Below are 21,743 nucleotides of genomic sequence, written 5' to 3' on the forward strand. Positions count from 1 at the left end.
TCTAGCCTTGTGCGGTGGGTGATGGCCGAGGTGTCGAAGAGTTGGGTGCGCTTGCAGACTGGGTGCGGTTCACTTTGATTTGCGCAGTATCTGCCACGCGGATGATGAGTTCGTCTGACTCCATGCTCACTTTAGGGAAGAAAGCAAACATTTCGATCGGCTCCCCACGAGCAACCGCATAGTCAACCGGGCTCATCGTTTGCGAACACAGACAGTTACCAGGCCCCGCCGTCACAGTGGTCGCCATCATGTTTGTTGTCTTATCCCACAGTGCCAGATTGCTCAGCGATGGAGTGGCGGGATACTCAGCGGTGAAGTTTTGCCCGAACGGCATTGTCTCGACTTTCGAATCCCGTTGGCTAAACGCGGATGCATCGTCTTGTCCGGATGCTGTACTTATCGCGACAGTCAATTTCAGAAAGTCTCCCTGCTCTTCCAGCGCTTTGACATCAAAATTCAGCTCAGGTGTACTTCTACCCTTAGGAGTGGGAAGGATGCCTGCAGTGATGCCCCCGTTCGATGTTGCTGATTTCATTTCTGGAAGGTCTTTGATTTTCTTGCCAGCGTCGACATTTGCATCGATCTGACCTTGAGGCGTGTAACTAAACGAGACGCGTCTGTTCTTCGCCTGGTTTTTCTTGATGGGGTTTCCTTTGCCGTCGCGGTTAGGCACGATCGGTTTTGTCTCACCGAATCCTTTTGTCTCTAACTGAATTCCAGCACCAGAAAGCTTAGGCTCAACGGCTTTTTTGACTGATTCCGCGCGACGCTCGGATAGGCCTTGGTTATATCCTTCATCACCTTCGTCATCAGTGTGGCCCTCGACCACAACCTTCTGGCCCTTCGCTGATTTCTTCAGCTCTTCAGCGACTGAATCAATCGTTTTCTGCGCGTCTTTGTTGAGTTTGTCCGAGTCAAACTCAAACAACACATCCGCACTCACGTTCAACGCAGAGGTATCACCTCGATTAGATACCGAAGCATCGGTTACAGATTCAGTATTCACATCCATCGGGATCCGCCTCTGCCCTACAGCACCAGAGCCGTAAACGTCAGGCAAAGCGTCTTGACCGATCTTAATGAAGTTAAAATCTACAAGCTCCGGAACGTCGAACTTCTTGCCACTACTGACTGTGACACCTTCAAGAACCGCTGCATTGTCGCCAAAAAACAGCGAAACTTCATCAGCCTCGGGCGCAGGGAAATCCGCGTAGAACAAACGCAACGACTTTGGCGCGGTGGACGTGTCGTCAATCTCTTCGGGCCCGTACGAGCACACGCAGTCCGTGTTTCGCGTGACTTTATCAGTGGCAGGCAGGTCCTTGGCCCGAGGTGGATTCTTAAATGAGCCATCTGCTAATTTACTTGTCCCCTGATAGGGCTCAATGAACTCATGAGCCTCAAAATCAGCAAGCCTCGTCCACGGGACGAGTTGTGAACGCCCTTTTTGACTAAGTAGCTCATCTGGCGCAAGGTACTGACCCTCCACCGGTGGCAACCAAGCCGCGACCATGCGCGCAGATTTACCATCAGAATCCAAAGACACCACTTCAAGCCGAGCCTTCGCCGGACCATCATCAGTAGGACGCTCAACCACTTTTTTCGCTAGCGGTTCGCCTAGCGTGTTCGGGCGCCAAAAACCGTCGCTCTCGATCATTTCGGGAGCGGGAGGCTGCACACCACCACCGCCACCGTCACCATTTCTCCCTATGCCAGGGATGCAACCAGAAAGAACCAACGCCACGACGGCCAAAACCGTCATGCCGCCCATGCGTGCCTGTGACAGGGAAGGGAACGCAACAAACTTCATGCAAACAACCTTTAGTGACGCTCGTCAGGGGGTGTACTCAAGCGAGTCACGGATACCGTTGACCATGGCAGGTGATACGCCCGTGCCAATAATTTCGACGCCTGCAACCTTCTCAGACTTACGATTCGACACAAACATCCACGTACCATTGACTGTCGCTTCCTCCTGCGTGGTTGTAAAGGAGGCTTCTACCCCAACATCGGCGTTCTTGACCTCAAGCTTTGACACCTTTTCAGAAGAAAAGTCTTCACCATACGGTCCGCCAAACATCGCTTCAGTTTGGATAACGCCCAGTGTCGAGTCAGCTTCCGCAGTACGGCCAAGATCGTCGCTGACACGGATAACGACTTTAGGGTCAGACGGGTTGTCCGTGAACGACTTCGTCCAACCGTCGGTCGGCTCGTAGTCAGGCACCTCGCTCACGCCGTCAGGAAGTTCAAACGTAATCGTGGACGCGCCAGAACGGTTGGAATTGTCATCACCCGGTTGACCTTCACCTCCGCCCAACCCGCAGGCTGACACAAGAAACACTGTTGTCACAAGAGGAATGACTCGTTTCAACACGTTCATCGCACTAAGGGGTGGAAGTCGGCTCAGAAGTGGACTGAGAAGGTGCACTACTTGGAGCGTCCGACTGTCCGGTCGAACCATTGCGGTTAAACTCCATCTGCGACATGCCACCAACACGCAGCGTAAGCGTGTCAGAAGTGATGCCTTTCTTGGGGAAGAACGCAAACATTTCTACAGCTTCGCCACGAGCTTTGTCCTTATCCGTTGGTCGCACAGACCGCGAGCACAGGCAGTCCAGTGGGCCGGCTGTCACCGAGTGAGCCAGCAGGTTGCTCGATTTGTCCCACAGCTGCATGTCGATCGTGGTGGGAGTGTCCCTGTAGTGAGTGACCGGGTTGTTTCCAAAGGCCATTTTTCCTTCAATGTTGGCTCCTTGCGTAAAAGCCCGTTCAACATCTTGACCAGATGCCGTTCGCAAGGCAAAAGTCACCTTCAAGAACTCGCCATACTCCTCAAACTCTTTGATATCTAGCTGCATTTCAGGAGCATCGGTATCTTTCGGAGACGGAACAATCCCACTGGCTATGGAGTCTGTGGAATCGCCTGGCTCCATCTTTTTCAGGTCAGAGATTTTCTTGCCAGTGTCCACGTTAGGGTCGATATCTCCTTGGGGCTTATAACTAAACGAGACCCTGCGATTTTTCGCTTGGTTCTTCTTAATAGCGTCGCCACCGGCAGTGCGGTTAGGAAGAATAGGTTGCGACTCCCCAAAGCCTTTCGTCTCAAATGAAATTCCCGAGCCCTTTACCTTTGGTTCGAGAACTTTTTTGACTGACTCAGCACGGCGATTCGACAGGTCGACGTTGTATTTTTCATCACCCTCATCGTCGGTGTGGCCTTCAATCGTCACCTTCTGGCCCGCCGCTGATTTCTTTAACTCATTCGCGATGCCGTCGATCAGTTTCGAATCGGAGTCTTTAACTTTGTCTGAGTCAAAATCAAACAAAACATCGGCGCTCACGTTCAATGCCGATGAGTCACCCCGGTCAGACACCGAAGTGTCCATGACCGATTCAGTAACAAGACTCATGGGGTAGCGCCTCTCATAAATTGCGCCGCCACCGTACGGGTTAGACAGGTCTTCTTGGTGGGCCCAACGGTAATCAATTTCTGTCAGTTTAGGTGCTTCATAACGCTGGTTCTCGCTGAGCTTCACATCAGTGAATACGGCAGCGTTGTCGCCAAAAGCAATGCCAACGGAGTCCGAGGACGGAGCCGGGAAGTCTGCGTAAAAGAGTGGGACGGATTCTGGTTTTTCCCCTTGGTATTCCTCAGTCTTGGGGATGTTTGAGCAAGTGCAGTTTGAGTACGCTCTTTGGAATTCGTCCGGTCCTGTTGGCTGGGGGTTGGGTTCGTTTTTGAAGTTGTCGGAGTACTGCAACTTTTCGCCCTCATAGGACGATAGAAGCTCGTGACTTTTAAAGTCGAGAAGACGAATGAATGGCATATCTGAAACTGTCGCAAGCTCAGTCTGAAGCTCAGACCCCTCAAGGTACTTACCCTCAACGGGTGGCAACCACGCCGCGACCATGCGCGCAGCCGTGCCACCAGAATCGAGCGACACCACTTCTAACCGAGCTTTCGCTGGACCGTCATCAGTAGGACGCTCAACCACTTTTTTCGCCAGCGGTTCGCCTAGCGTGTTTGGACGCCAAAAACCGTCACTCTCGATCATTTTGGGTGCAGGCGGTTGCTGACCGCCCCCACCGCCGTCACTTCCTCTACCCAAGCCGGGGATACAGCCGGTCAGGACCACAGTGGCAAGAATCAGTGTGGCGAGAACACTCAAACGGGGGCGGCGTACAGCGGGGATTATGAGGGGCTTCATAATGAAGGACTATAACGAACACAACCCGCAACGCAAACACAATTGAGCCGCTTTTTGATGCACTTTTCATGAATGACGAACGACATAGCACTAACGTTGTGTAGGCACACAAGCAATAGTGAGATGCCTTGTGAGCCGTCTAGACACATTCTGTTGATCCATACTATTGTTCTAGCTAAGACTCCCTTTCATTCCCAAGAGAACTGAAGAATGACCCCATCCCCAACTGTTTTGCATACGGACACGCTGGAGTTTGACGAGGTCGCAGACCGCATCAAACAGTGCCCTGACTCCAGTCGCTCTTTTTTTGTTGTCCCCATTGCACAGAAAAAAGAGCGAATCGCTCAAATCTTTAACGCTCGTGCCGTCAGCATGCACAACCAGGTCGTGGTCCATGTTTCCCAGCTATCCCCGCTAGGGATCACCGTTCTAGCCGATATGCTTCACGTTGCTAAAGAGTCACTTTCGACCGCGCAACTCGCAGCGTTTGCTACCGAGCTTGAAACAGCAATCACATGCAGCGCTTACCTCCGCTCCGTCACGAAATTGCAAGTATCACGAACCAATATGTGGCATCACGTGATGAGCTGGCTACCTCCAACGCGCTTCGTCGCCACGGCGCACGCGGGAGTACACTTCGCAAAGAAGTTTGACCAAGACGCGGAGTATTGGGAAGACAACGCTCACGAAGTTCTGTTCATAAGCGACTTACGGGAACAACAGTCAACCCTCAACCCACAGAGAATTGCTGAACTCGCGCAGGCTTCATCAGTGACAACCCGAAACGTACATGACGCGGGGTTCTGGGGCACCAAACCAGTTTTTGAATGGGTTTTTGCACCCACCGACCTGTGGGCGCACGTTGACAACATCAGGAATCGTTCAACGCTGTGCCCGTGGTGTTCCGAGCCTTATGTCCCCCCACGTTGCGCGGTTTGTAGCGCACCATCCCTGATTGGAGAAACTCAATGAACCCGAAGCAACGCAGGGGCCTACTCCTCATGATTGCGGCTACATTGCTCGCAATCATGGTCTTCATCGCAGTTGTCGTGTACGTGCAAAACGTCTCGTCTAAGGTGGGCCCCACAACCGAGGTGTACGTTGCAAAAGAGGACATTACTGCATTTCAACCTATCGAGCAGGACATGCTCGAAACTAAAACAGTCCCAAACCGTTACATCACGGAAGACATGGTCACGAGCCTTGAGCAGGTTGCAGGACAAAAGGCATCCGTAAAAATTTCAGCTGGTTCCTTCATCCAAACAGACGCCATCGAACCGGCATCTTCAATCGAAGACGGCCAACGTGAAATCTCGATCACCTTCGTTGGTGACGCTGGAGTTAGCGGGCGTGTTTCCCCGGGAGACAAAGTCGATGTCGTCGCTTCATTCGCGCGTGCACGCGAAAACGACCAAGGCGAAACCGCATACAAACGCGCCGACATTCCTTACAACGTTTCCGGAATCGTCGTGAGCAACGCGACCGTTGTCTCCGTCGGCCAACCGGTAGACCCAAATGCCGTTGTGGGAGCCGCTGACCAGTCTGGCGCTGAAGCTGAAGCAGTAGCGGTGACGTTCGCGGTATCGGTAGAAGAAGCCGGGCGTTTGTCCTACGCAGAAGCCTTTGCAGTAAGTATGCGCGTTATGCGAATTGGCAATAACGAAACTGGAACCAAGGTCAACGAATCCGACAAGTCCTTCGACGACCGTGATTTGCAGGGCACGATTTCTGGCGAAGGAGATAAGTGACAATGACATCCGCCGTGCTCATTAGTTCGAGTGAGGATCGAGGCACAAACATCCGTGCCTCACTGGGTGACGCAGGCCTCACAATCTACCGGCAGTATTCCTCGACGTCTGCGTTCCTGGCGGCACTGCCTACTATGTCCGATGAAGTCGACCTCATTGTGATCGACCAGGACGTTGAGCCTATCAACGCGTGGGACCTAGCTCGAGAAATCTCGATGCGTTTCCCTGCGCTTCCCACCGCGGTAGTGCTCGACTCTCCCACCCAAGCAGACTATGCCCGCGCAATGGATGCGAATATTCGGAGTGTCATTGCCTACCCGCTTGAGTTTGAAGATGTCCAGCGGAAAGTCCAGTCGGCTCTCGCCTGGGCAAAAACAGTTCGCACCGTAGTGTTCGACCGGACTGCTGAAGGGAGTTCACCCAGCAAAGCTGGACGCATGATCACACTGTCCGGTTCTAAAGGTGGTGTGGGAGTTTCTACAATCGCTACTCACCTAGCTCGTGAAGCAGCTAAAGCCGACCCCAGCAAAGCGATCGTTCTTGTGGACTTTGATCTGCTAAAAGCCGATCTATCAATCGTGCTGAACGTACCCCAATCACGCACTGTCACCGACATTCTTGGCGTAGTTGAGGAGCTGAGTCGGCAACAGATCCAGGATGTGCTGTACACATCTCCCGACGGATTCAGTGTCTTCTTCGGCCCCAAGAATGGTGAAGAGTCAGAGCTTGTAACAGAGCTAGTAACGCGGAAAATTTTTGGTCAGCTTCGCTCCCATTTTGACCTGGTCATTGTTGACGCTGGGTGCCACCTGAATGAAGCCAATTCGGCGGCCATTGAGATGGCTGACGACGCTTACATCGTAGCAACGAGCGATGTGCTCAGCCTCAGGGGTAGCCACCGGCTTGCACAGCTATGGAAGCGCCTGGGGATACGACCCACGGACAGCTCAAAAGTCATTCTCAACAAGGTCAACAAGAAACAAGACCTGCAGCCTGAAGCTGCCAAGAAGGTTGTAGGACTTCCTGTCATTCCTCAATACATTCCAGAATCAATTAGCGCAATTGAACTCGCAATGAACCACCGTGATCCAAGTCTTGTCACACCAGTCTGGTCGGCACGCGTCAAACGGTTGGGAGCAGAAATGGGAATCCTGCCTGAAGAACAGTTATCAGTTGCACCCCCTCCAGCCAAACCCAAGAAGCGCAAGACAAGGAAACGCAACAGAAAAGAGCGCGGACAAAGCACACTTGAGTTCGCCGGAATTTTCGTACTCTTCATCTTCATCGCCCTTGTAGGTTTTCAGTCAGTGCTGCTGGGCATGACCTGGATCTACGCGTCCGGAGCGGCTAACGAAGGTGCACGTGCGGCAGCGGTGAACGAATCAGCTGTGAGCGCAGCAGAAAGCCACACTCCAGCCGCGTGGCGCAAGAACATGTCTGTCACCCAGTCGCACGACTCAGTGCACGTAAGCATTAAGACGCCCACCATTGTTCAAATGAGCGAGCGTTACGCACTTATCATCAACACCTCAGCCGGAATCGTCAAGGAGGACTAGCGTGGTATCCCGACTGATCAAGCGGTCTCGGCAACAGGGTGCAGTTAGCCTGGAGTTTGTGGGAATGCTTTTTGCCTTCTTCATTATTCTTGTTACTGCTCTTCAAGCCATGCTTGCAGTGTTTTCTCTTTCGCAAGCTAACTCTGCCGCTCGTAATGCCGCACGAGCGGAAGTCCTCAACCCCGGTTCAGGAGTTACAGCCGCACAGCACGCAGTTTCTCCTGGATTACGTGATGCGGGTGTTTCGACATCGTGTAGCGGCACCCGAGTACACAACGGGTCAATCACGTGCAAGGTGACAGTTGCTGTCCCTAACCTGGGCACCGACTCTTCCCTGTGGTTGCCAACCCTAAAAGTCAGTCGTTCAGCAACACAACCAATCACAACGGAATAAGTGAATGTCACTACTCAAACGCGCCGAACAGCAGAGGCAGCTTAGGGGTACCCTTGGTACCGATAAGGACATTGACCCTAGGCAGTCGAGTTTCAACGAACAAGTAAGTTTCTACCGCCGGCTACTTCTTGAAGAAGTCGATCTGGAAGAACTTTCTAAGCTTGAACGTACACAGAGACGTGTCCGCCTGGAACGCATCCTAAGCCACCTGCTTTCACAACAAGGTCCGGTCCTTTCCGCACGTGAACGATCGCAATTGATACAACGCGTAGTGGACGAGTCTCTGGGACTCGGTATTCTCGAACCGCTACTGGCTGACGAATCAATCACCGAAATCATGGTGAACGGGCCTAACACCATTTTCGTTGAGCGTGCGGGGCGCCTTGAAAAACTTGACCTTTCGTTTAGCAACGACGAACAGTTGATGCAGGTCATTGACCGTATTGTTGCGGAAGTGAATCGGCGCGTTGATGAGTCGTCGCCCATGGTGGACGCTCGCTTGCTTACGGGCGAACGTGTCAACGTCATTGTCCCCCCGCTGGCGATGGATGGCCCCACCCTCACCATTCGACGCTTTCCCAAACCGTTTACCCTTGAGGACCTGCAGAACAAGGGGAGCTTTGATGAGCTCACCCGCGAATTCCTCATGGCGTGTGTCAAAGCACGTTTCAATATTGTGGTTTCCGGCGGTACAGGTACTGGGAAAACCACCATGCTCAATGCTCTGTCGGGCATGATTCCCGACGGCGACCGTATCGTCACCATTGAAGACTCGGCAGAACTCCAGCTTCAACAACCGCACGTCATTCGCCTTGAATCACGCCCGCCAAACGTTGAAGGTAAAGGTCAGGTGACTATCCGTGACCTCGTAAAGAACTCCCTACGTATGCGTCCCGACCGCATTATTGTTGGTGAGGTCCGTGGTGGTGAAACACTCGACATGCTCCAAGCGATGAACACGGGTCACGACGGATCATTGGTAACAGTTCACGCTAATAACCCGCTCGACGCGGTATCACGTCTGGAAACTTTGGCCAGTATGAGTGAGGTTAAGGTTCCGTTCGAAGCCCTCCGCGACCAAATTAACAGTGCTGTAGACCTCATTGTCCAGCTGGGGCGTGGAGCTGACGGTTCACGTCGTATGACCGAGGTCGCTGCTGTGACATCGGAAAGCCGCGAAGAATTCGAGCTTACGACCCTCATGAAATTTGAGTCGGAGCCTCTGACCGCTGACCGCGTAGTGCGCGGAAGACACGTGATGCGTCAGATTCCTGACAACATCGCCGACCGACTCTGGATCAGTGGTAACGGGCTTTCAGAAAACTTCGACATTTCACCCACCGCTGCGTGCAGGGGTGGTCACTGATGATGCTTGGGATTCTCCTCGGTACCCTCGCTGTACTGGTCCTGGGTTCGATCGGGCTTGTTGTCTTCGCGCTTGGAACCGGCGAACAGCACGACATCGTTCGCGCCGAACGGTCTGGCGGTACAGTGTCATTCCGCTCGTCCCGCATTTTTCCTGCAGATCGAATCTTCCGTAAAACGAGGTTTGGGGACAAACTCTCACAGCAACTTATTCAAGCGAATCTGCGTTCCATCACATCTATCGAGTACCTCCTCATTGCACTTCTCATCACTGCAGTTGTTTTCATTATCTTGAACCGCTACATCGCGATTCTCTATGCATTTCTACTTTCAGCACTCTTGCTTTTCGGGTTTTGGAAAGTTCTTGACGTGCTAAAAGAACGTCAGCGCGCAAAGTTCTTTCAGCAGTTGCCCGAATTCGCACGCATCATGGCGAACTCAACCGGCGCTGGATTGTCTATCCACACGGCACTTGGTGTTGCCGCTTCTGAACTTCCAGACCCTGCCAGCCGGGAGTTTTCCGCCCTCAAGCGCGAATTAGAAATCGGAACCCCTCTCGACATCGCTCTCGAACGCATGTCTGAAAGAATCTCCGGACGTGACCTCGATGTTTTAGTGAGTACCTTGGTGATTGCACAGCGATCAGGCGGATCCCTGATCTCTTCGCTTCGCAATATGAGCGACACGCTGGAGTTCCGCAAGGAAACCAAACGCGAAGTAAAAACGCTCGTTTCCCAGTCGAGCTATACGGGTTATTTGGTAGTGGCGTTTGGGGTTGGGTTCGTTCTTCTTCTTGCCAGTTTCAATGATGGTCTTCTGTTAAAACTCACCTCAACAATCATTGGACAGATTGCGATCGTCATCGCCACTGTCTGTTACGCAATTGGCCTTGTTGCTATTAACCGCCTAGTCAAGGTCAAGCTATGATCGTAGGACTGTTAGCGGGTCTCCTAGCGGCTAGTGCCGTCATTATTCTTTATCTTGGTTTCCGTGCTTATCGCACCGACCCACTGAGTAGCCTTTCTCCGGAAGACAGGGCGCTTATCAAAGATGAGACCCGCCTCAAACGACGTGCGGACGGTCCTGTCAAGCGCCTTGGCGCTCGATTAGGACCGAGCCTCGGTCGCTTGTTCGGGGGCAAGTATCCCAGCTGGGTAGAGTCAAAAATCCAACTCACCGATAAGAAGCAGTACCAGGACTTTACCGGGTTCATGGCTTTCAAAGGTTCAGTATTTCTGCTGTGCGCAGCAGGTGGTGTTTCTATATTCCTTGTCACAAAAGCACCACTCATTTTGTTCATATTTATCGCGATCGGACTACTTTTCCCTGATTTTGCACTCATACAATCTGGACGAAAACGCCAAGAGGCAATTGAAGATAGCCTGCCAGATTTTCTCGACGTTCTTGCCGTTACTGTTTCGGCGGGTCTCTCGTTCCGTTCTGCAATCGCGAAAGTCACCGAAAGAACGCAAGGACCACTCGCGGATGAGCTCAATACTGTTTTGCACCAGCTAAATATGGGCGAGACCGTTTATGATGCGTTTTCTGCACTTCGCAAGCGAACAACTTCAGAATCTCTAGACTCCTTTATTACGACACTCTTGCAAGCGGAAGAGCTCGGTGCACCTCTCGCTGACACACTGGCTACTATCGCATTAGATATGCGACAGACGACGGCCCAGCGAGCACGTCAAAAAGCTGCAAAAGCGTCCCCAAAGATTGCTGGAGTCGTAACAATCATCATGGTGCCGGGAACTATGGCCCTCATCATGGTTTCTGTCTACTTCGTGGCAGGACTCGACGAGCTGAGCTTTTAACGTGGTCACGACGAAGCACCGGTATAGCGATAGAGGCACCAGAACACTCGAGACGAAGAGCATCACAACTCAACTCGGAAAATTCATCATCGTGTTAAGGATGGTGCTTCTATACCCCGTTCTTATTGCTTGGGGGGATTCAGAGTACGCATTCTGGGAAACAGCAGGGGTAGTCGTACTAGCGTCTGTCTCCCTTATCACTTTTTCCTTTTGGGACAGTGTAGTCACGTTCGCTGTAAAACATCCTTTGGCAGTCAGCATCGACATTTTTATTTCAGTTTTAGTCATGGCGCGAGCTGGATCAAGTTCGTCATATTTTCTCTACTTGGGTGCAACTGCGCTCCTCATTGGTCTGCTTGTCGATGGAGTTAACCGCGTAATTCTGACCGGCCTGCTCATTGCGGGTTTCCTTCTCATTACACTCACGAACGGATCACCAAACCATACCTCTGCGCAACAAGTCGTAAGTGACCTTATTTCAGCGTCTATTATCGTTCTTTTTGTCATTTTGGGAGCACGGATGCGCACGCTCCAAGCCCAGGTCAATACAGCATTACAACTCGCAACCCGCAACGCTCGGGAAGCTGCTCTGGGAGAAGAACGTTCACGCATCGCCAGAGAGCTTCACGACTCAACAGTCAAGTCGCTTGTTGGTATTTCGCTCTTATCCGACACAATTCGGAAGCAACCCGACGCCAGCGCCCGGCTGGCACAAGCAATTAAAAATGCTGCCGAATCTGCTGTCGACGAATCACGACAATTATTGAGCAATCTTCGAAGTGGCACTTCAGATAATTTCGAAAAGCTCCTTCGTGCCGGACTCGATGAAATCGAGGTCGTTCATGGTATTTCAGTGGAGCTCGTAATAAATGGATGCGAGGTCAGCACCGAGCATGCGCATAACGTCGAAAAGATCATTATCGAAGCGGTTACGAACGCGGCACTGCACTCGGGTACTGACAGAGTACGCGTCGCTTTCACACAATCCGATACACGCATGCGAGTCACAGTGACTGACTACGGCGAAGGCTTTCGTGTACGCCAGAAAAGAGAAGGCCACATAGGTTTAACGAGCATGCGTGAACGCGCCACTGATATTGGAGGAACACTCGCAATCAGTTCAACTCCCGGAAAGGGCACAGTCGTGCTGCTCGATATCAATCAAGAGCAAGGAGAGGCATATGTCTAAGAGCATTCGCGTAGTAATCGCCGACGACAATGGAATTGTTCGTATGGGTCTCGAATCCCTTCTTGCAGCCACCGACTCCGTTGAAGTCGTCGCATCAGTGGAACACGGATCTCTAGCGGTGAAGGCAGTCGAAGAACTCAAGCCTGACCTGTGTCTCTTGGACGTACGCATGCCGGTGATGAACGGAATCGAGGCAACCAAAGAAATATCGAAAACGTGTAAAGTGCTCATGCTGACACACAGTGAAGATGCCGAGAATGTAACTGCCGCAATATCCAATGGCGCCAGTGGCTATGTTGTCTATAGCGAGCTAAATACTGATTATATCTACCAAACGATGCAGTCAGTTCTGGCGGGCGCCATGGTTGTTTCCCCTACTGCCTCAAGCGCATTGTTGAGCCCCACCCCCCACGTCGAAGAGCACTTAGATAAGAATGTGAGCGAACCCAGCAGTGCCACAGTTCCGTCTCCTACCGATCAGTTCGGACTCAGCCGACGCGAAACTGAAGTGATGGTTTTAGTGGCAGATGGACTCAACAACCGCCAAATCGCCGAAAGCTTTTTTCTAAGCGAGAAGACCGTGAAGAACCACATCAACCGCATATTTGCCAAAATGAACGTCACATCACGCGCTGAAGCGGTCAGCATATGGCTCAAACGATGACGGGCCCGTGGGCCCAAAAAATAACTGGGCCCGACATTGGGCCCGTACGCCCTCGAACTGGGCCAGCATATGCGGAATAGTTAAACATGTCAGACAGAACGTCAGGCACACCCTCAACCCGGACATATCTCGAAAGGTACATCATGAACAAGCTCGAACTCATGGCTCACAAGGTAGACGTTAACGCTCGCGCATTCGCTGAGCTCGCAGTCGAAAAACTCCAGGAACGCCGTGAAAACGGACAGGGAACCATTGAATACCTCGGTATTGCAGTACTCATCTCCCTGCTTGTTGCAGGATTGGTTGGAGCATTCAAGACTGACATCGCGAATGCACTTAAGGAGAACATCGTGAACGTCATCTCCAACATTTTCGGAAACACTCAGTAAGACCGCTTACTAGAACCTGAGTGAACATATGAAGTTTCGCTTAAAGCGCGAGGACGGCCAGGTCTCCCTGGCCGTCCTCCTGCTGTCAGTGTTGGTTATCGCCGCCGCGGTCGGAGCATTTATCTTCGGTGAGGCGAACGACTCACGTACGCGTGCACAAAAAGCCGCAGACGCTTCCGCACTCGCCGCAGCACGCGACGTGCGAGAACGCTTCATCCCCGCGTTTGCACGTGCGCACATCCCACCGCCTCCTGTTGCGGGCCCCGCAGTACCAGCGAATCCAACCGTGGTGCTGTCTCCATTGGGCGAGGTGGGACGCCACGGTGCTTTCACGTTTGCCCAGAAAAATGAGTCCCAGCTTTCGCGCTACGTCGCCCAAGGAAACCGGTTCGAAGCAAACGTGCAGTCCAACAAGCGCGAAGTTGGTTCACCAGTGGGGTCTCGTGCGCGCAAAAAGATCAGTGCTCCAGGCGATGCCGTAGCGAAGATCAAAACAGAAAACGTACACTGCTATTCGACGAACATTAAGCGCGCACCAACGAAACCATTCCACGTTTTGTCATGGTCGATGGTGTGTTCCGGCAACGGCCACACAGCCCGCGTCAACTATTTCGGAGCAACCACAACTTTGAGTGACATTGACTCACGCAAAAAGGAGTGGCGTCGTGTGTTTGACATCAAACTCGACAAGTAGTTAGTTTGACTTACCATACTTCAAACACCAACATGGGCCAGGTTTTCCTGGCCCATGTTTTATTCCATGCGAGCCGTTTACCCCAAAGCTAGAGCCGCAAAAACAGCACCCAGCATTGTGACGGCAAACAAGTACCACCCCAGCTTGGGGACATTCACCGGTTTCCGTTCACGCGTTTTCTTGTGCTTAGCTCGTTGCCGCTTCGCCTTCTTAGGTTTCGATGCCTTACCAGGTTCGCCACTCTCAGATGACCGACGCTGTTGCGGGTTCAGCCACGGGTTATCGGAATCAGCCTCCGCCGCCGGGGGTTCTTTGGGCTTGGGCGGGGCTGCGGGTTTTGGAGGAATGTGTGGGGAGTTCACACCACCGATTCTAGCGGTCTAGCTACTGTGCGCGAACAGGGAGCGCATTTCCCACTCCTCGGTGAACATGTCAAACGCGATCCGTGCCGATTCCATGTCGTCAGAATCCAACGCGTCCAGCCAGTCGAGCACCAGTTCCGCCCCGGTGTGCGGCCACTGCACGTCGCTCATCCCACCTAAGTCCAGTTCCAGAATGGACCCCATGTCAAAGCTGTCCAACCATTCCAGGAAATCGGACACCGATTCCGTGAAAAACTCGGCTTGGGACTTGTTGCGCAGAATGTCCAGCGCCCATTCGGTTCTAGCCGAGGCCGTCAACATTTCCGTTCGGATCCTCACCCGCACGGCGCCGTCGGGTTGCTCTTCTTCAACTATCGTATCGGTGTCCGGGTCCACGGCCAGCCACCAGATTGGTGGCACATCCCAGGCCGAGGTGCGGGTAAAGACTCGGTCGTCCACCTCGGAGTTCATCCAGTCGACCCGGCGGACGTGCGCCCGCCTCCGTGCCACTTTTGGCACCATCGCGTCGAGTTCAGCCCGAGGTGTTGTTTCCATGAGAATGTCGAGTGCTTGCCACCCACGGACGTCATCCTGCACCGGGCACACCCTGTCACGGTTGTCTCCTGCGTCTTCACCAGACAGCACCAGCGGGGCGTCTCGAAATCTGGAAGGCACGGGGTCTGGCGGCATCGAAATGAGCCGACGATCTGCGTCAGCGCAGACCAGATCTTCTAAACCTGCCCTGTGAGGAATGGCTCCGCGATGTGCGTGTGAATAGACTTCTACAGGCTCAAACACGCGCAAATGAATAAGATAGTCACGCTGATAGGGCATACGTGCATGCTATCGACAAGTGCAGTTTTTGCACACCGAGGGCCCCGCAATTGTGTCTCAGTTTTTCCTTGGAATGCTCTTTGCCAAATGGCCTTTATCGTTGCTTGACGCTAGACTTTTGTCGAATACTAACAAGAGATCTGCCAGGGCACAGCCACCTCAAAGCCCTGGAACACAAAGATAAGGGGGTCGACGTCTGTGGGTCGCGGCCGCGCAAAGGCAAAACAGATCAAGGTAGCCCGGAAGCTCAAATACTACAGTCCGGAAACTGACTTGAACGCACTCCAGCGTGAACTCGGTGCAGGATCTGTAAGCTCAGACAACGACTACGACGAGTACGACGAGGACCCGGATTACGCCGAGTACGCAGACAAATACGCGCACTACGACGAAGAAGAGGAAGATTCCGAGGTCAACAACTGGCGTTAAACATGACGCATCACGTGTGTGGGCCCAGCCAGAACGGCTGGGCCCACACACGTTTTCACGCAATGATTTCAGGCATGCACCCCGCCCCCGGGATGCGCCTGTTTTAGTCAATAAGAACGGCTGCTCCGCCGTCTACCCCTTTAGCACCCTGCACGTAGTCGGGGTTCTCACGGTACTCACCGGTGTCGCTGACAACCTCACCCAGGTGCCACGCTCCCGGGTAGGCGGCAACGACCTCGGCGGCACGGGCACTATCCACCACAAGGACCATGCCAACGCCTAGGTTCCACGTGCGTTCACGGTCAGCGCGTGGCACGTTCCCCAGATCACCCAGCACGTTAAACACCGCAGGGACGTCCCACGTGTCACGTTTCATGACCGCCAACGTGCCAGCAGGTAGAACACGCGCAACGTTTGCAGAAAGCCCTCCCCCGGTCACGTGAGACACGGAGTGGACCGCACCGGGTACGCGTTCGTACAGGCTCAGAAGTTCACCCGTGTACACCTTGGTTGGTTCCAGGAGCTCTTCACCCAAAGTACGACCAAAGTCGGCAACGTCACGGCTGAGTTCCCAACCGGCGTCAGCGATGATGCGACGCACCAGCGAGTAGCCATTGGAGTGGATACCAGAGGACGGCAGACCAATAATCACATCACCGGCGTTGACCTTGTGGGCGCCCAGCAGATCGTCCGCTTCAATAGCACCGGTGGCGGCACCGGCCACATCGTACTCATCTGGCCTCAAAAGCCCGGGGTGTTCAGCGGTTTCGCCGCCCACCAAAGCAACGTCCGCTTCTTTACAGGCTTCTGCAATACCACGCACGATCCCGGCAATACGTTCAGGAATGACCTTCCCGCACGCGATGTAGTCAGTCATGAACAAAGGCTTGGCACCTGAGACCACAATGTCGTCAACGACCATGCCCACCAGGTCATAGCCAATCGTGTGATGAATGTCCAAGGCTTGAGCGATCGCCACTTTGGTTCCCACACCGTCAGTGGAGGTGGCCAACAGTGGACGCGTGTAGTCCTTGAGGAAGCTGACGTCGAACATGCCAGCGAAGCCACCCACTTGGCCAAACACGTGTTCGTTGTGTGTTGCGGCAACCGCTGATTTCATGAGTTCAACAGCCCGGTCACCGGCTTCGACGTCGACACCGGCTGTTGCGTAGGTGGTCTGTTTCTGAGTCATGTCAGCACTCCTTTATATGTTGTCTGGGAGCGGAATTGGGTAGGTTCCAGAGAAACACGCAGTACACAGTTCGGCTGGCTTCTGCTGGGTGGCTTTGATCATGCCGTCCATGCTGATATAGCCCAGTGAGTCAGCGCCTAGGGACTGACAGATTTCGTCAGTGTTGAGTCCGTTGGCAATGAGTTCGGCGCGTGATGCAAAGTCGATGCCGTAGAAGCACGGCCACTTAACCGGCGGAGATGAAATGCGGATGTGGATTTCCTTGGCCCCGGCTTCGCGCAACATTCGCACCAGGGCGCGTTGGGTGTTTCCGCGCACGATCGAATCGTCCACAACCACCAAACGCTTACCTTCGATGTTTTCGCGTAGCGGGTTGAGTTTGAGTCGGATTCCTAGTTGCCGAATGGTCTGTGTGGGTTGGATAAATGTACGTCCCACATACGCGTTCTTCATGAGGCCTTGGCCATAGGGGATCCCGGATTCTTCCGCATATCCCACAGCGGCAGGGGTTCCCGATTCGGGAGTAGCGATGACTAAATCAGCCTCAACCGGGTATTCGCGGGCCAGTTCGCGTCCCATTTCGGTGCGTGCGGCGTGTACCGTTTTGCCTTCGAGCACACTGTCTGGGCGTGACAAGTACACGTACTCAAACACGCAACGGGCAGGCGTGGGATCGGCAAAACGGTGTGACCTTAAGCCTTCTTCGTCGATGACGATGAGTTCACCGGGTTCTACGTCGCGCACAAATGAGGCACCCACAATGTCCAGTGCCGCTGTCTCCGAAGCGACGACCCAACCGTGTTCAAGACGACCCAAGGACAGTGGTCGTACACCCCACGGGTCACGGGCCGCGTACAACCGGTTTTCTTCCATGAACACCAGGCTGAACGCGCCGGTCAGTTTAGGGAAGAGTTCAAGAGCGGCTTCCGTGAGGTTGTCACCTTCGGTCGATGCGAGGAGTTCAGTGACCAGCGAGGTGTCGTTTGAGGAGTCGCGGAACTGGCGCGTGCGTTTTTCTTTTTGGGTGGCTTCGCGCACGGTTTCTTGGTGCATGTGGCGACGGTCGTCAGCCAGTGCTTCCAGCTCAGCAAAGTTGGTGAGGTTTCCGTTGTGCGCAAGCGCCACAGTGCCAAATGGTGTGGGCCCCAGTGTTGGTTGTGCATTCGCCCACGTGGATGAACCGGTCGTTGAGTAGCGGGTGTGTCCTACAGCCAGGTGCCCGGGCAGAGTTTCTAGGTCACTTTCGCTAAAGACCTGGGATACCAGTCCCATGTCGCGGTAGACCAGAATTTGCGACCCGTTGCTTGCTGCAATACCGGCGGATTCTTGCCCGCGGTGTTGCAAGGCGTAGAGCCCAAAGTACACAAGTTTGGCGACTTCTTCGCCGGGCGCAAACACTCCGAACACGCCACATTCGTCTTGGGCTTTTTCGGTAGGGTCTATCTGATCTGTGAGGAGTCCATCTGCACGTGCCACGTGACTATTGTTCCACAGGTGGTGTGCCAGGTTTGGCGCCCGAGGTGTCAGCGCCTGTGTCAGTGTCCTCCGGTCCCGAGGTGTCAGAGACTTCCGAGGTCTCAGGCGCGTCTGTGGTGTTCTGGGGTTCGGTCACCTTTTCGTATTTCGCGTTTACCGTATACGTTTTTGCGTTTTTGACAGACGAACGGTCAATGATGAGGGCCACGAGAGCCCCTAAGAATCCACCTACGATACCCAGGAACGCCATGAGGATTCCTAGCATCGCGGCTTGTGAGTACTCTTGCGTGAGTGTGCTGGTATCGACGGGTAAGAACGCCAGAATACCGGCGATGATGAAACCGACGATGACCCCTAGACCTACGAAAACTGAGTAGCGGGGGCTACGGCGAACGGTGACGTCTACTGTGTCCTTCATTCACTTCCTCACTGAGATGACCACACAAGTCTACCTGGAGTGAAAAACTCGCACGTCGACGGTGTACCCGCCGTTTCGCCCCGTCTCGCTATACCTTCATCACCACGGTCTTTGTCTGGGTGTATTCGTCTAGAGCCTCGATGGATTTCTCGCGCCCATACCCGGACTTCTTGAACCCGCCAAAAGGCAGTTCCACTCCCCCGCCAGCGCCGTAGGTGTTCACAAAGACTTGGCCAGCGTCAATGTTGTTAACCATGTGGTGTGCGCGTGAAAGGTTCTGAGTCCACACGGCGCTCACTAGGCCGTATTCGGTTCCGTTGGCGAGCGCAAGAGCTTGTTCATCGCTGTCAAAGGACATGACCGCTACGACTGGGCCGAATACTTCATCCTGCGCGATTTCACTTGCCGGGTCTACCCCGTCGACAATCGTGGGGGCGAAGAAAGCGCCACCCTTCACATCGTCGCTGAGCCCTTCGGGCGCAGATCCTCCGCACACCACGGCTCCACCTTCGAGCCGGTTGAGGAACCCGTTGACTCGTTCAAGTTGTTTGGCAGAAATCAAGGGTCCCAGATCAGGGTCGTCAGTTCCGCGCCCAATGGTCAAGGTGCTCATGGTCTTAGCCATTGCGTCTACGACCTGGTCGTGCACGTCGCGGTGTACCAAGAGTCGTGACCCCGCTGAGCACGTCTGTCCTGCGTTCTGCACAATCGAGCGCACCAGGCTGGGGATTGCCGCGTCAATATCGGCGTCTGGGAACACGATGTTGGCGCTCTTGCCACCCAGTTCCAAAACAGTGGGAACAACGCGGTCAGCTGCCGCGTGCGCAATGAGCGACCCTGTCTGAGTGGAGCCCACAAACCCTAAATGCGCAACCCCTGGGTGGGCTGCCAAAGCTGCTCCCGCCTCGGCCCCTAAACCCGTCACCGTGTTAAAGGCGCCTACCGGGAACCCTGCTTGGGCAACCAACTCAGCGAGCAGCACGGTTGAACGTGGGGTCTCATCGGCAGGTTTTGCAACTGCACAGTTCCCGGTTGCCAGGCTGGTGGCAACCGCACGGCCCACCAACTGCAGCGGGTAGTTCCACGCGACAATGTGCCCAGTGACACCGTAGGGTTCGCGGCGCGTGTACGCGTGCATGCCGTCGCCTAAGGGAATCGTGCGCCCGTAATACGATTCGATCGCGTGGGCGTAAAACTCGAAGTAGCGAGCGCACACGTCAACATCCGCATACGCCTGTGTGCGTGGCTTACCGGTGTCTTCGCTTTCGATGCGCGCCAGTTTTTCGCGGTTTTCTTGAATGAGCCGTCCAACGGCGACGAGCAGTTTGGCGCGTTGTTCAGGTGAGCTGGTTTTCCACTCTTTTTGGGCTCGAGTTGCCGCCACAACCGCCTGGTCGACTTCGTCAGCGGTACTGCGCCCGACTTCCCCAAGTTCCCGCCCCGTTGCGGGATCGATGTTGGCATACGTGTTGATCGACGGGACATGCCGACCGGCAATGAACGATGTTGTGTGATGGGTCATACCGCCCATTGTGGCACCCGCTCGCGGCGAGAGCTTGCGTGTTTCACAGTGTGTTCACGGCCACAGTGGCAAGTGTTCGCCGAGGTCGGAGCGGGTTCCCGTGGCACTCACCCGGGCTGCGTCTACGGCTTGGGCCCAGGTGAGTGCGCCGGTCACGAGTGCAAGCCACGTGTCGGCGTCGGTTTCGACGACATTGGGTGGTGTGCCACGTGTGTGGGTGGGGCCTGCGATGCACTGGGTGACGCCAAACGGCGGGACACGCACTTCGACGGTGTTTCCGGGCGCGCGGGTTGCCAGTTCTTCCAGGCTGTAGCGCACGGCCGTTGCAAGAGTGGTGCGGTCCGGTGCGTCAGTTGCCCGCCAGTCGTTTAGAGCTCTGCGCCCGGCTTCAACCTTGATACGCCTGCGGTTGCTCATGCGCGCCTCTGCAACACCGCGTAGAGGTCTGCACCGGCGCTGATGCTTCCCACGGTTCTGGTGTTGCCATCGGGGTTTGTTCCACCTGTAATGGCTGGCGTGACGTGGGGTAAAACATTGAGCACGTCACGGGCGTCCAGTGCGCCAATGTGCGCCAGGAGTTCGAGGGCCACAAAGGTTGTCGCACGGCCCGAACCGTCCAATGCTTTGACTGCCACACAGTAGCCTTCGCGCGTTCCCATGACCAGAACACCTTCAGCGCCGAACTTAGCGAACACCCCCAGCTGTTCAATCGCCACGGTGTTGGGTCTCCCCTGACCTTCGATCGCCCACGGGTTGTCCAACACGGCCTGCACTAACTTTTTACCCGAAAGGGTGCGGCCCGCGGTAACTTTTGAGACACCTCGGGCGAGGCCGACCAGGGACACCGCGTGAACGGGAGCACCGCAGCCATCCACACCGGTGAAGGCGGGTGCTTCGCCACAGTATTCGGTGACGGCTTCGCGGACTCGCTGTTGGATGAAGGAGTCCGGGTCGAGGTACGCATCGGTTGGTTCGCCCGCATGAACCTGCGCAGCCATGAACGCTGCGTGTTTTCCAGAACAGTTGAAGAACACCGGCGACGGGTTGTCCCCCACACGACGGCGATTGGCCGGATCAGCGGGGAGAACACTGGGGCACTGCAAGTCAGCTGCGGTGAGACCAGCCTCGCGCAGCATCCGCTCAACCACCTCGATGTGGCGTGCTTCAGCCCGGTGAGAGGCGCTCGCAAGGACAAGCTCAGGGCCGTTGAGGGCCACACCTGCTTCTAACACGGCGATCGCTTGGAGTGGTTTGAGGCAGCTACGGGTTAAGACCGGGGCGGTGGGGTCGCCCAAGCTCAGAACTTCCGCCCCGTCCGGATCGACCACCACGGCGACCCCGGCGTGACGTGACTCGATGAAGCCACTGCGCTCCACGATCGCGAGTTCGGCTGCGCGGTCGAGCGTCAGCGTGGCAGGTGTAGAAGTCTGTTGAGAATCAGAGTGTGTTGTCACGCTTCTACTCTAACCATCTGGTGTCGCGTGCT

23 protein-coding genes are annotated in these 21,743 nt (G+C 54.6%); 12 read left to right on the plus strand and 11 right to left on the minus strand.

All coding sequences use genetic code 11. The features are described 5' to 3' along the window. Position 1: 1 nt before the first annotated feature. From HMPREF0183_RS12130 to HMPREF0183_RS13390, 3 genes are read right to left on the minus strand one after another with little or no spacing between them, the layout of a single operon-like run. Entirely contained in the window at positions 2–1,810 is a 1,809-nt protein-coding gene (locus HMPREF0183_RS12130) for an OmpA family protein (RefSeq protein WP_005884187.1), read from the minus strand. Between the two features lie 24 nt (positions 1,811–1,834). Beyond that, positions 1,835–2,374, minus strand: coding sequence for a hypothetical protein (locus tag HMPREF0183_RS06565; protein WP_156798187.1), 540 nt, complete (start codon positions 2,372–2,374; stop codon positions 1,835–1,837). Between the two features lie 10 nt (positions 2,375–2,384). Then, positions 2,385–4,208: an OmpA family protein gene (locus HMPREF0183_RS13390; RefSeq protein ID WP_005884191.1), complete on the minus strand. Its 1,824-nt coding sequence runs from the start codon at positions 4,206–4,208 to the stop codon at positions 2,385–2,387. Between the two features lie 210 nt (positions 4,209–4,418). Between HMPREF0183_RS13390 and HMPREF0183_RS06575 the strand changes: the two genes are divergently transcribed. The 11 genes from HMPREF0183_RS06575 to HMPREF0183_RS06625 all read left to right on the plus strand — a co-directional run bounded on the left by HMPREF0183_RS06575 (position 4,419) and on the right by HMPREF0183_RS06625 (position 14,024). Further along, the gene (locus HMPREF0183_RS06575; protein WP_005884193.1) at positions 4,419–5,180 is read left to right on the plus strand and encodes a hypothetical protein; all 762 of its coding nucleotides are present in this window, start codon (positions 4,419–4,421) and stop codon (positions 5,178–5,180) included. Further along, positions 5,177–5,956 (plus strand): Flp pilus assembly protein CpaB, encoded by a 780-nt coding sequence (gene cpaB, locus HMPREF0183_RS06580; RefSeq protein ID WP_005884194.1) that lies wholly within the window; start codon positions 5,177–5,179, stop codon positions 5,954–5,956. Before HMPREF0183_RS06575 ends, cpaB begins: the two co-directional genes overlap by 4 nt. Positions 5,957–5,958: 2 nt before the next feature. Beyond that, entirely contained in the window at positions 5,959–7,512 is a 1,554-nt protein-coding gene (locus HMPREF0183_RS06585) for a CpaE/TadZ family protein (RefSeq protein ID WP_005884196.1), read from the plus strand. Position 7,513: 1 nt separating this feature from the next. Next, on the plus strand, positions 7,514–7,906 hold the full coding sequence (locus HMPREF0183_RS06590; RefSeq protein ID WP_005884198.1) for a hypothetical protein: 393 nt from the start codon (positions 7,514–7,516) through the stop codon (positions 7,904–7,906). Positions 7,907–8,177: 271 nt separating this feature from the next. After that, positions 8,178–9,272 (plus strand): TadA family conjugal transfer-associated ATPase, encoded by a 1,095-nt coding sequence (locus HMPREF0183_RS06595; protein WP_425358124.1) that lies wholly within the window; start codon positions 8,178–8,180, stop codon positions 9,270–9,272. After that, complete coding sequence (locus HMPREF0183_RS06600; protein ID WP_005884202.1) at positions 9,272–10,198, plus strand: type II secretion system F family protein; 927 nt, start codon at positions 9,272–9,274, stop codon at positions 10,196–10,198. Before HMPREF0183_RS06595 ends, HMPREF0183_RS06600 begins: the two co-directional genes overlap by 1 nt. Then, a complete protein-coding gene (locus tag HMPREF0183_RS06605; protein WP_005884204.1) occupies positions 10,195–11,088 on the plus strand; it encodes a type II secretion system F family protein in 894 nt (297 codons plus the stop codon). Before HMPREF0183_RS06600 ends, HMPREF0183_RS06605 begins: the two co-directional genes overlap by 4 nt. A 1-nt stretch (position 11,089) precedes the next feature. After that, positions 11,090–12,277: a sensor histidine kinase gene (locus HMPREF0183_RS06610; protein WP_005884206.1), complete on the plus strand. Its 1,188-nt coding sequence runs from the start codon at positions 11,090–11,092 to the stop codon at positions 12,275–12,277. Continuing rightward, complete coding sequence (locus tag HMPREF0183_RS06615; RefSeq protein WP_005884208.1) at positions 12,270–12,941, plus strand: response regulator; 672 nt, start codon at positions 12,270–12,272, stop codon at positions 12,939–12,941. Before HMPREF0183_RS06610 ends, HMPREF0183_RS06615 begins: the two co-directional genes overlap by 8 nt. Positions 12,942–13,084: 143 nt before the next feature. After that, positions 13,085–13,330: a hypothetical protein gene (locus tag HMPREF0183_RS06620; RefSeq protein ID WP_005884210.1), complete on the plus strand. Its 246-nt coding sequence runs from the start codon at positions 13,085–13,087 to the stop codon at positions 13,328–13,330. Positions 13,331–13,358: 28 nt separating this feature from the next. Beyond that, on the plus strand, positions 13,359–14,024 hold the full coding sequence (locus HMPREF0183_RS06625; RefSeq protein WP_005884212.1) for a pilus assembly protein TadG-related protein: 666 nt from the start codon (positions 13,359–13,361) through the stop codon (positions 14,022–14,024). Between the two features lie 77 nt (positions 14,025–14,101). Here HMPREF0183_RS06625 and HMPREF0183_RS06630 read toward each other — a convergent pair whose 3' ends face one another. Continuing rightward, on the minus strand, positions 14,102–14,386 hold the full coding sequence (locus HMPREF0183_RS06630; RefSeq protein WP_005884214.1) for a hypothetical protein: 285 nt from the start codon (positions 14,384–14,386) through the stop codon (positions 14,102–14,104). Between the two features lie 18 nt (positions 14,387–14,404). After that, positions 14,405–15,220 (minus strand): DUF8083 family protein, encoded by an 816-nt coding sequence (locus HMPREF0183_RS06635; RefSeq protein ID WP_040348407.1) that lies wholly within the window; start codon positions 15,218–15,220, stop codon positions 14,405–14,407. A gap of 198 nt (positions 15,221–15,418) precedes the next feature. On the opposite strand from HMPREF0183_RS06635, the gene HMPREF0183_RS06640 reads away from it, so the two are divergent. Then, positions 15,419–15,649 carry a DUF3073 domain-containing protein gene (locus HMPREF0183_RS06640; RefSeq protein WP_005884218.1) on the plus strand — a complete coding sequence of 77 codons (231 nt, stop codon included), beginning with the start codon at positions 15,419–15,421 and terminating at the stop codon, positions 15,647–15,649. A 103-nt stretch (positions 15,650–15,752) separates the two neighbouring features. Here HMPREF0183_RS06640 and purM read toward each other — a convergent pair whose 3' ends face one another. The 6 genes from purM to HMPREF0183_RS06670 form a co-directional block, all read right to left on the minus strand. Continuing rightward, on the minus strand, positions 15,753–16,841 hold the full coding sequence (gene purM, locus HMPREF0183_RS06645; RefSeq protein WP_005884220.1) for a phosphoribosylformylglycinamidine cyclo-ligase: 1,089 nt from the start codon (positions 16,839–16,841) through the stop codon (positions 15,753–15,755). A gap of 12 nt (positions 16,842–16,853) precedes the next feature. Then, positions 16,854–18,317 carry an amidophosphoribosyltransferase gene (purF, locus tag HMPREF0183_RS06650; protein ID WP_005884222.1) on the minus strand — a complete coding sequence of 488 codons (1,464 nt, stop codon included), beginning with the start codon at positions 18,315–18,317 and terminating at the stop codon, positions 16,854–16,856. 4 nt (positions 18,318–18,321) lie between these two features. Beyond that, positions 18,322–18,735: a hypothetical protein gene (locus HMPREF0183_RS06655; RefSeq protein ID WP_005884224.1), complete on the minus strand. Its 414-nt coding sequence runs from the start codon at positions 18,733–18,735 to the stop codon at positions 18,322–18,324. Positions 18,736–18,823: 88 nt separating this feature from the next. Next, the gene (locus HMPREF0183_RS06660) at positions 18,824–20,266 is read right to left on the minus strand and encodes an aldehyde dehydrogenase family protein (protein WP_005884226.1); all 1,443 of its coding nucleotides are present in this window, start codon (positions 20,264–20,266) and stop codon (positions 18,824–18,826) included. A gap of 45 nt (positions 20,267–20,311) precedes the next feature. After that, positions 20,312–20,674 carry a sterol carrier family protein gene (locus HMPREF0183_RS06665; protein ID WP_005884227.1) on the minus strand — a complete coding sequence of 121 codons (363 nt, stop codon included), beginning with the start codon at positions 20,672–20,674 and terminating at the stop codon, positions 20,312–20,314. Beyond that, entirely contained in the window at positions 20,671–21,711 is a 1,041-nt protein-coding gene (locus tag HMPREF0183_RS06670; RefSeq protein ID WP_005884229.1) for an asparaginase, read from the minus strand. The genes HMPREF0183_RS06665 and HMPREF0183_RS06670 overlap by 4 nt, the downstream gene beginning before the upstream one ends. Between the last annotated feature and the right edge of the window lie 32 nt (positions 21,712–21,743).

This window comes from Brevibacterium mcbrellneri ATCC 49030, from assembly GCF_000178455.1.
Lineage (GTDB): Bacteria > Actinomycetota > Actinomycetes > Actinomycetales > Brevibacteriaceae > Brevibacterium > Brevibacterium mcbrellneri.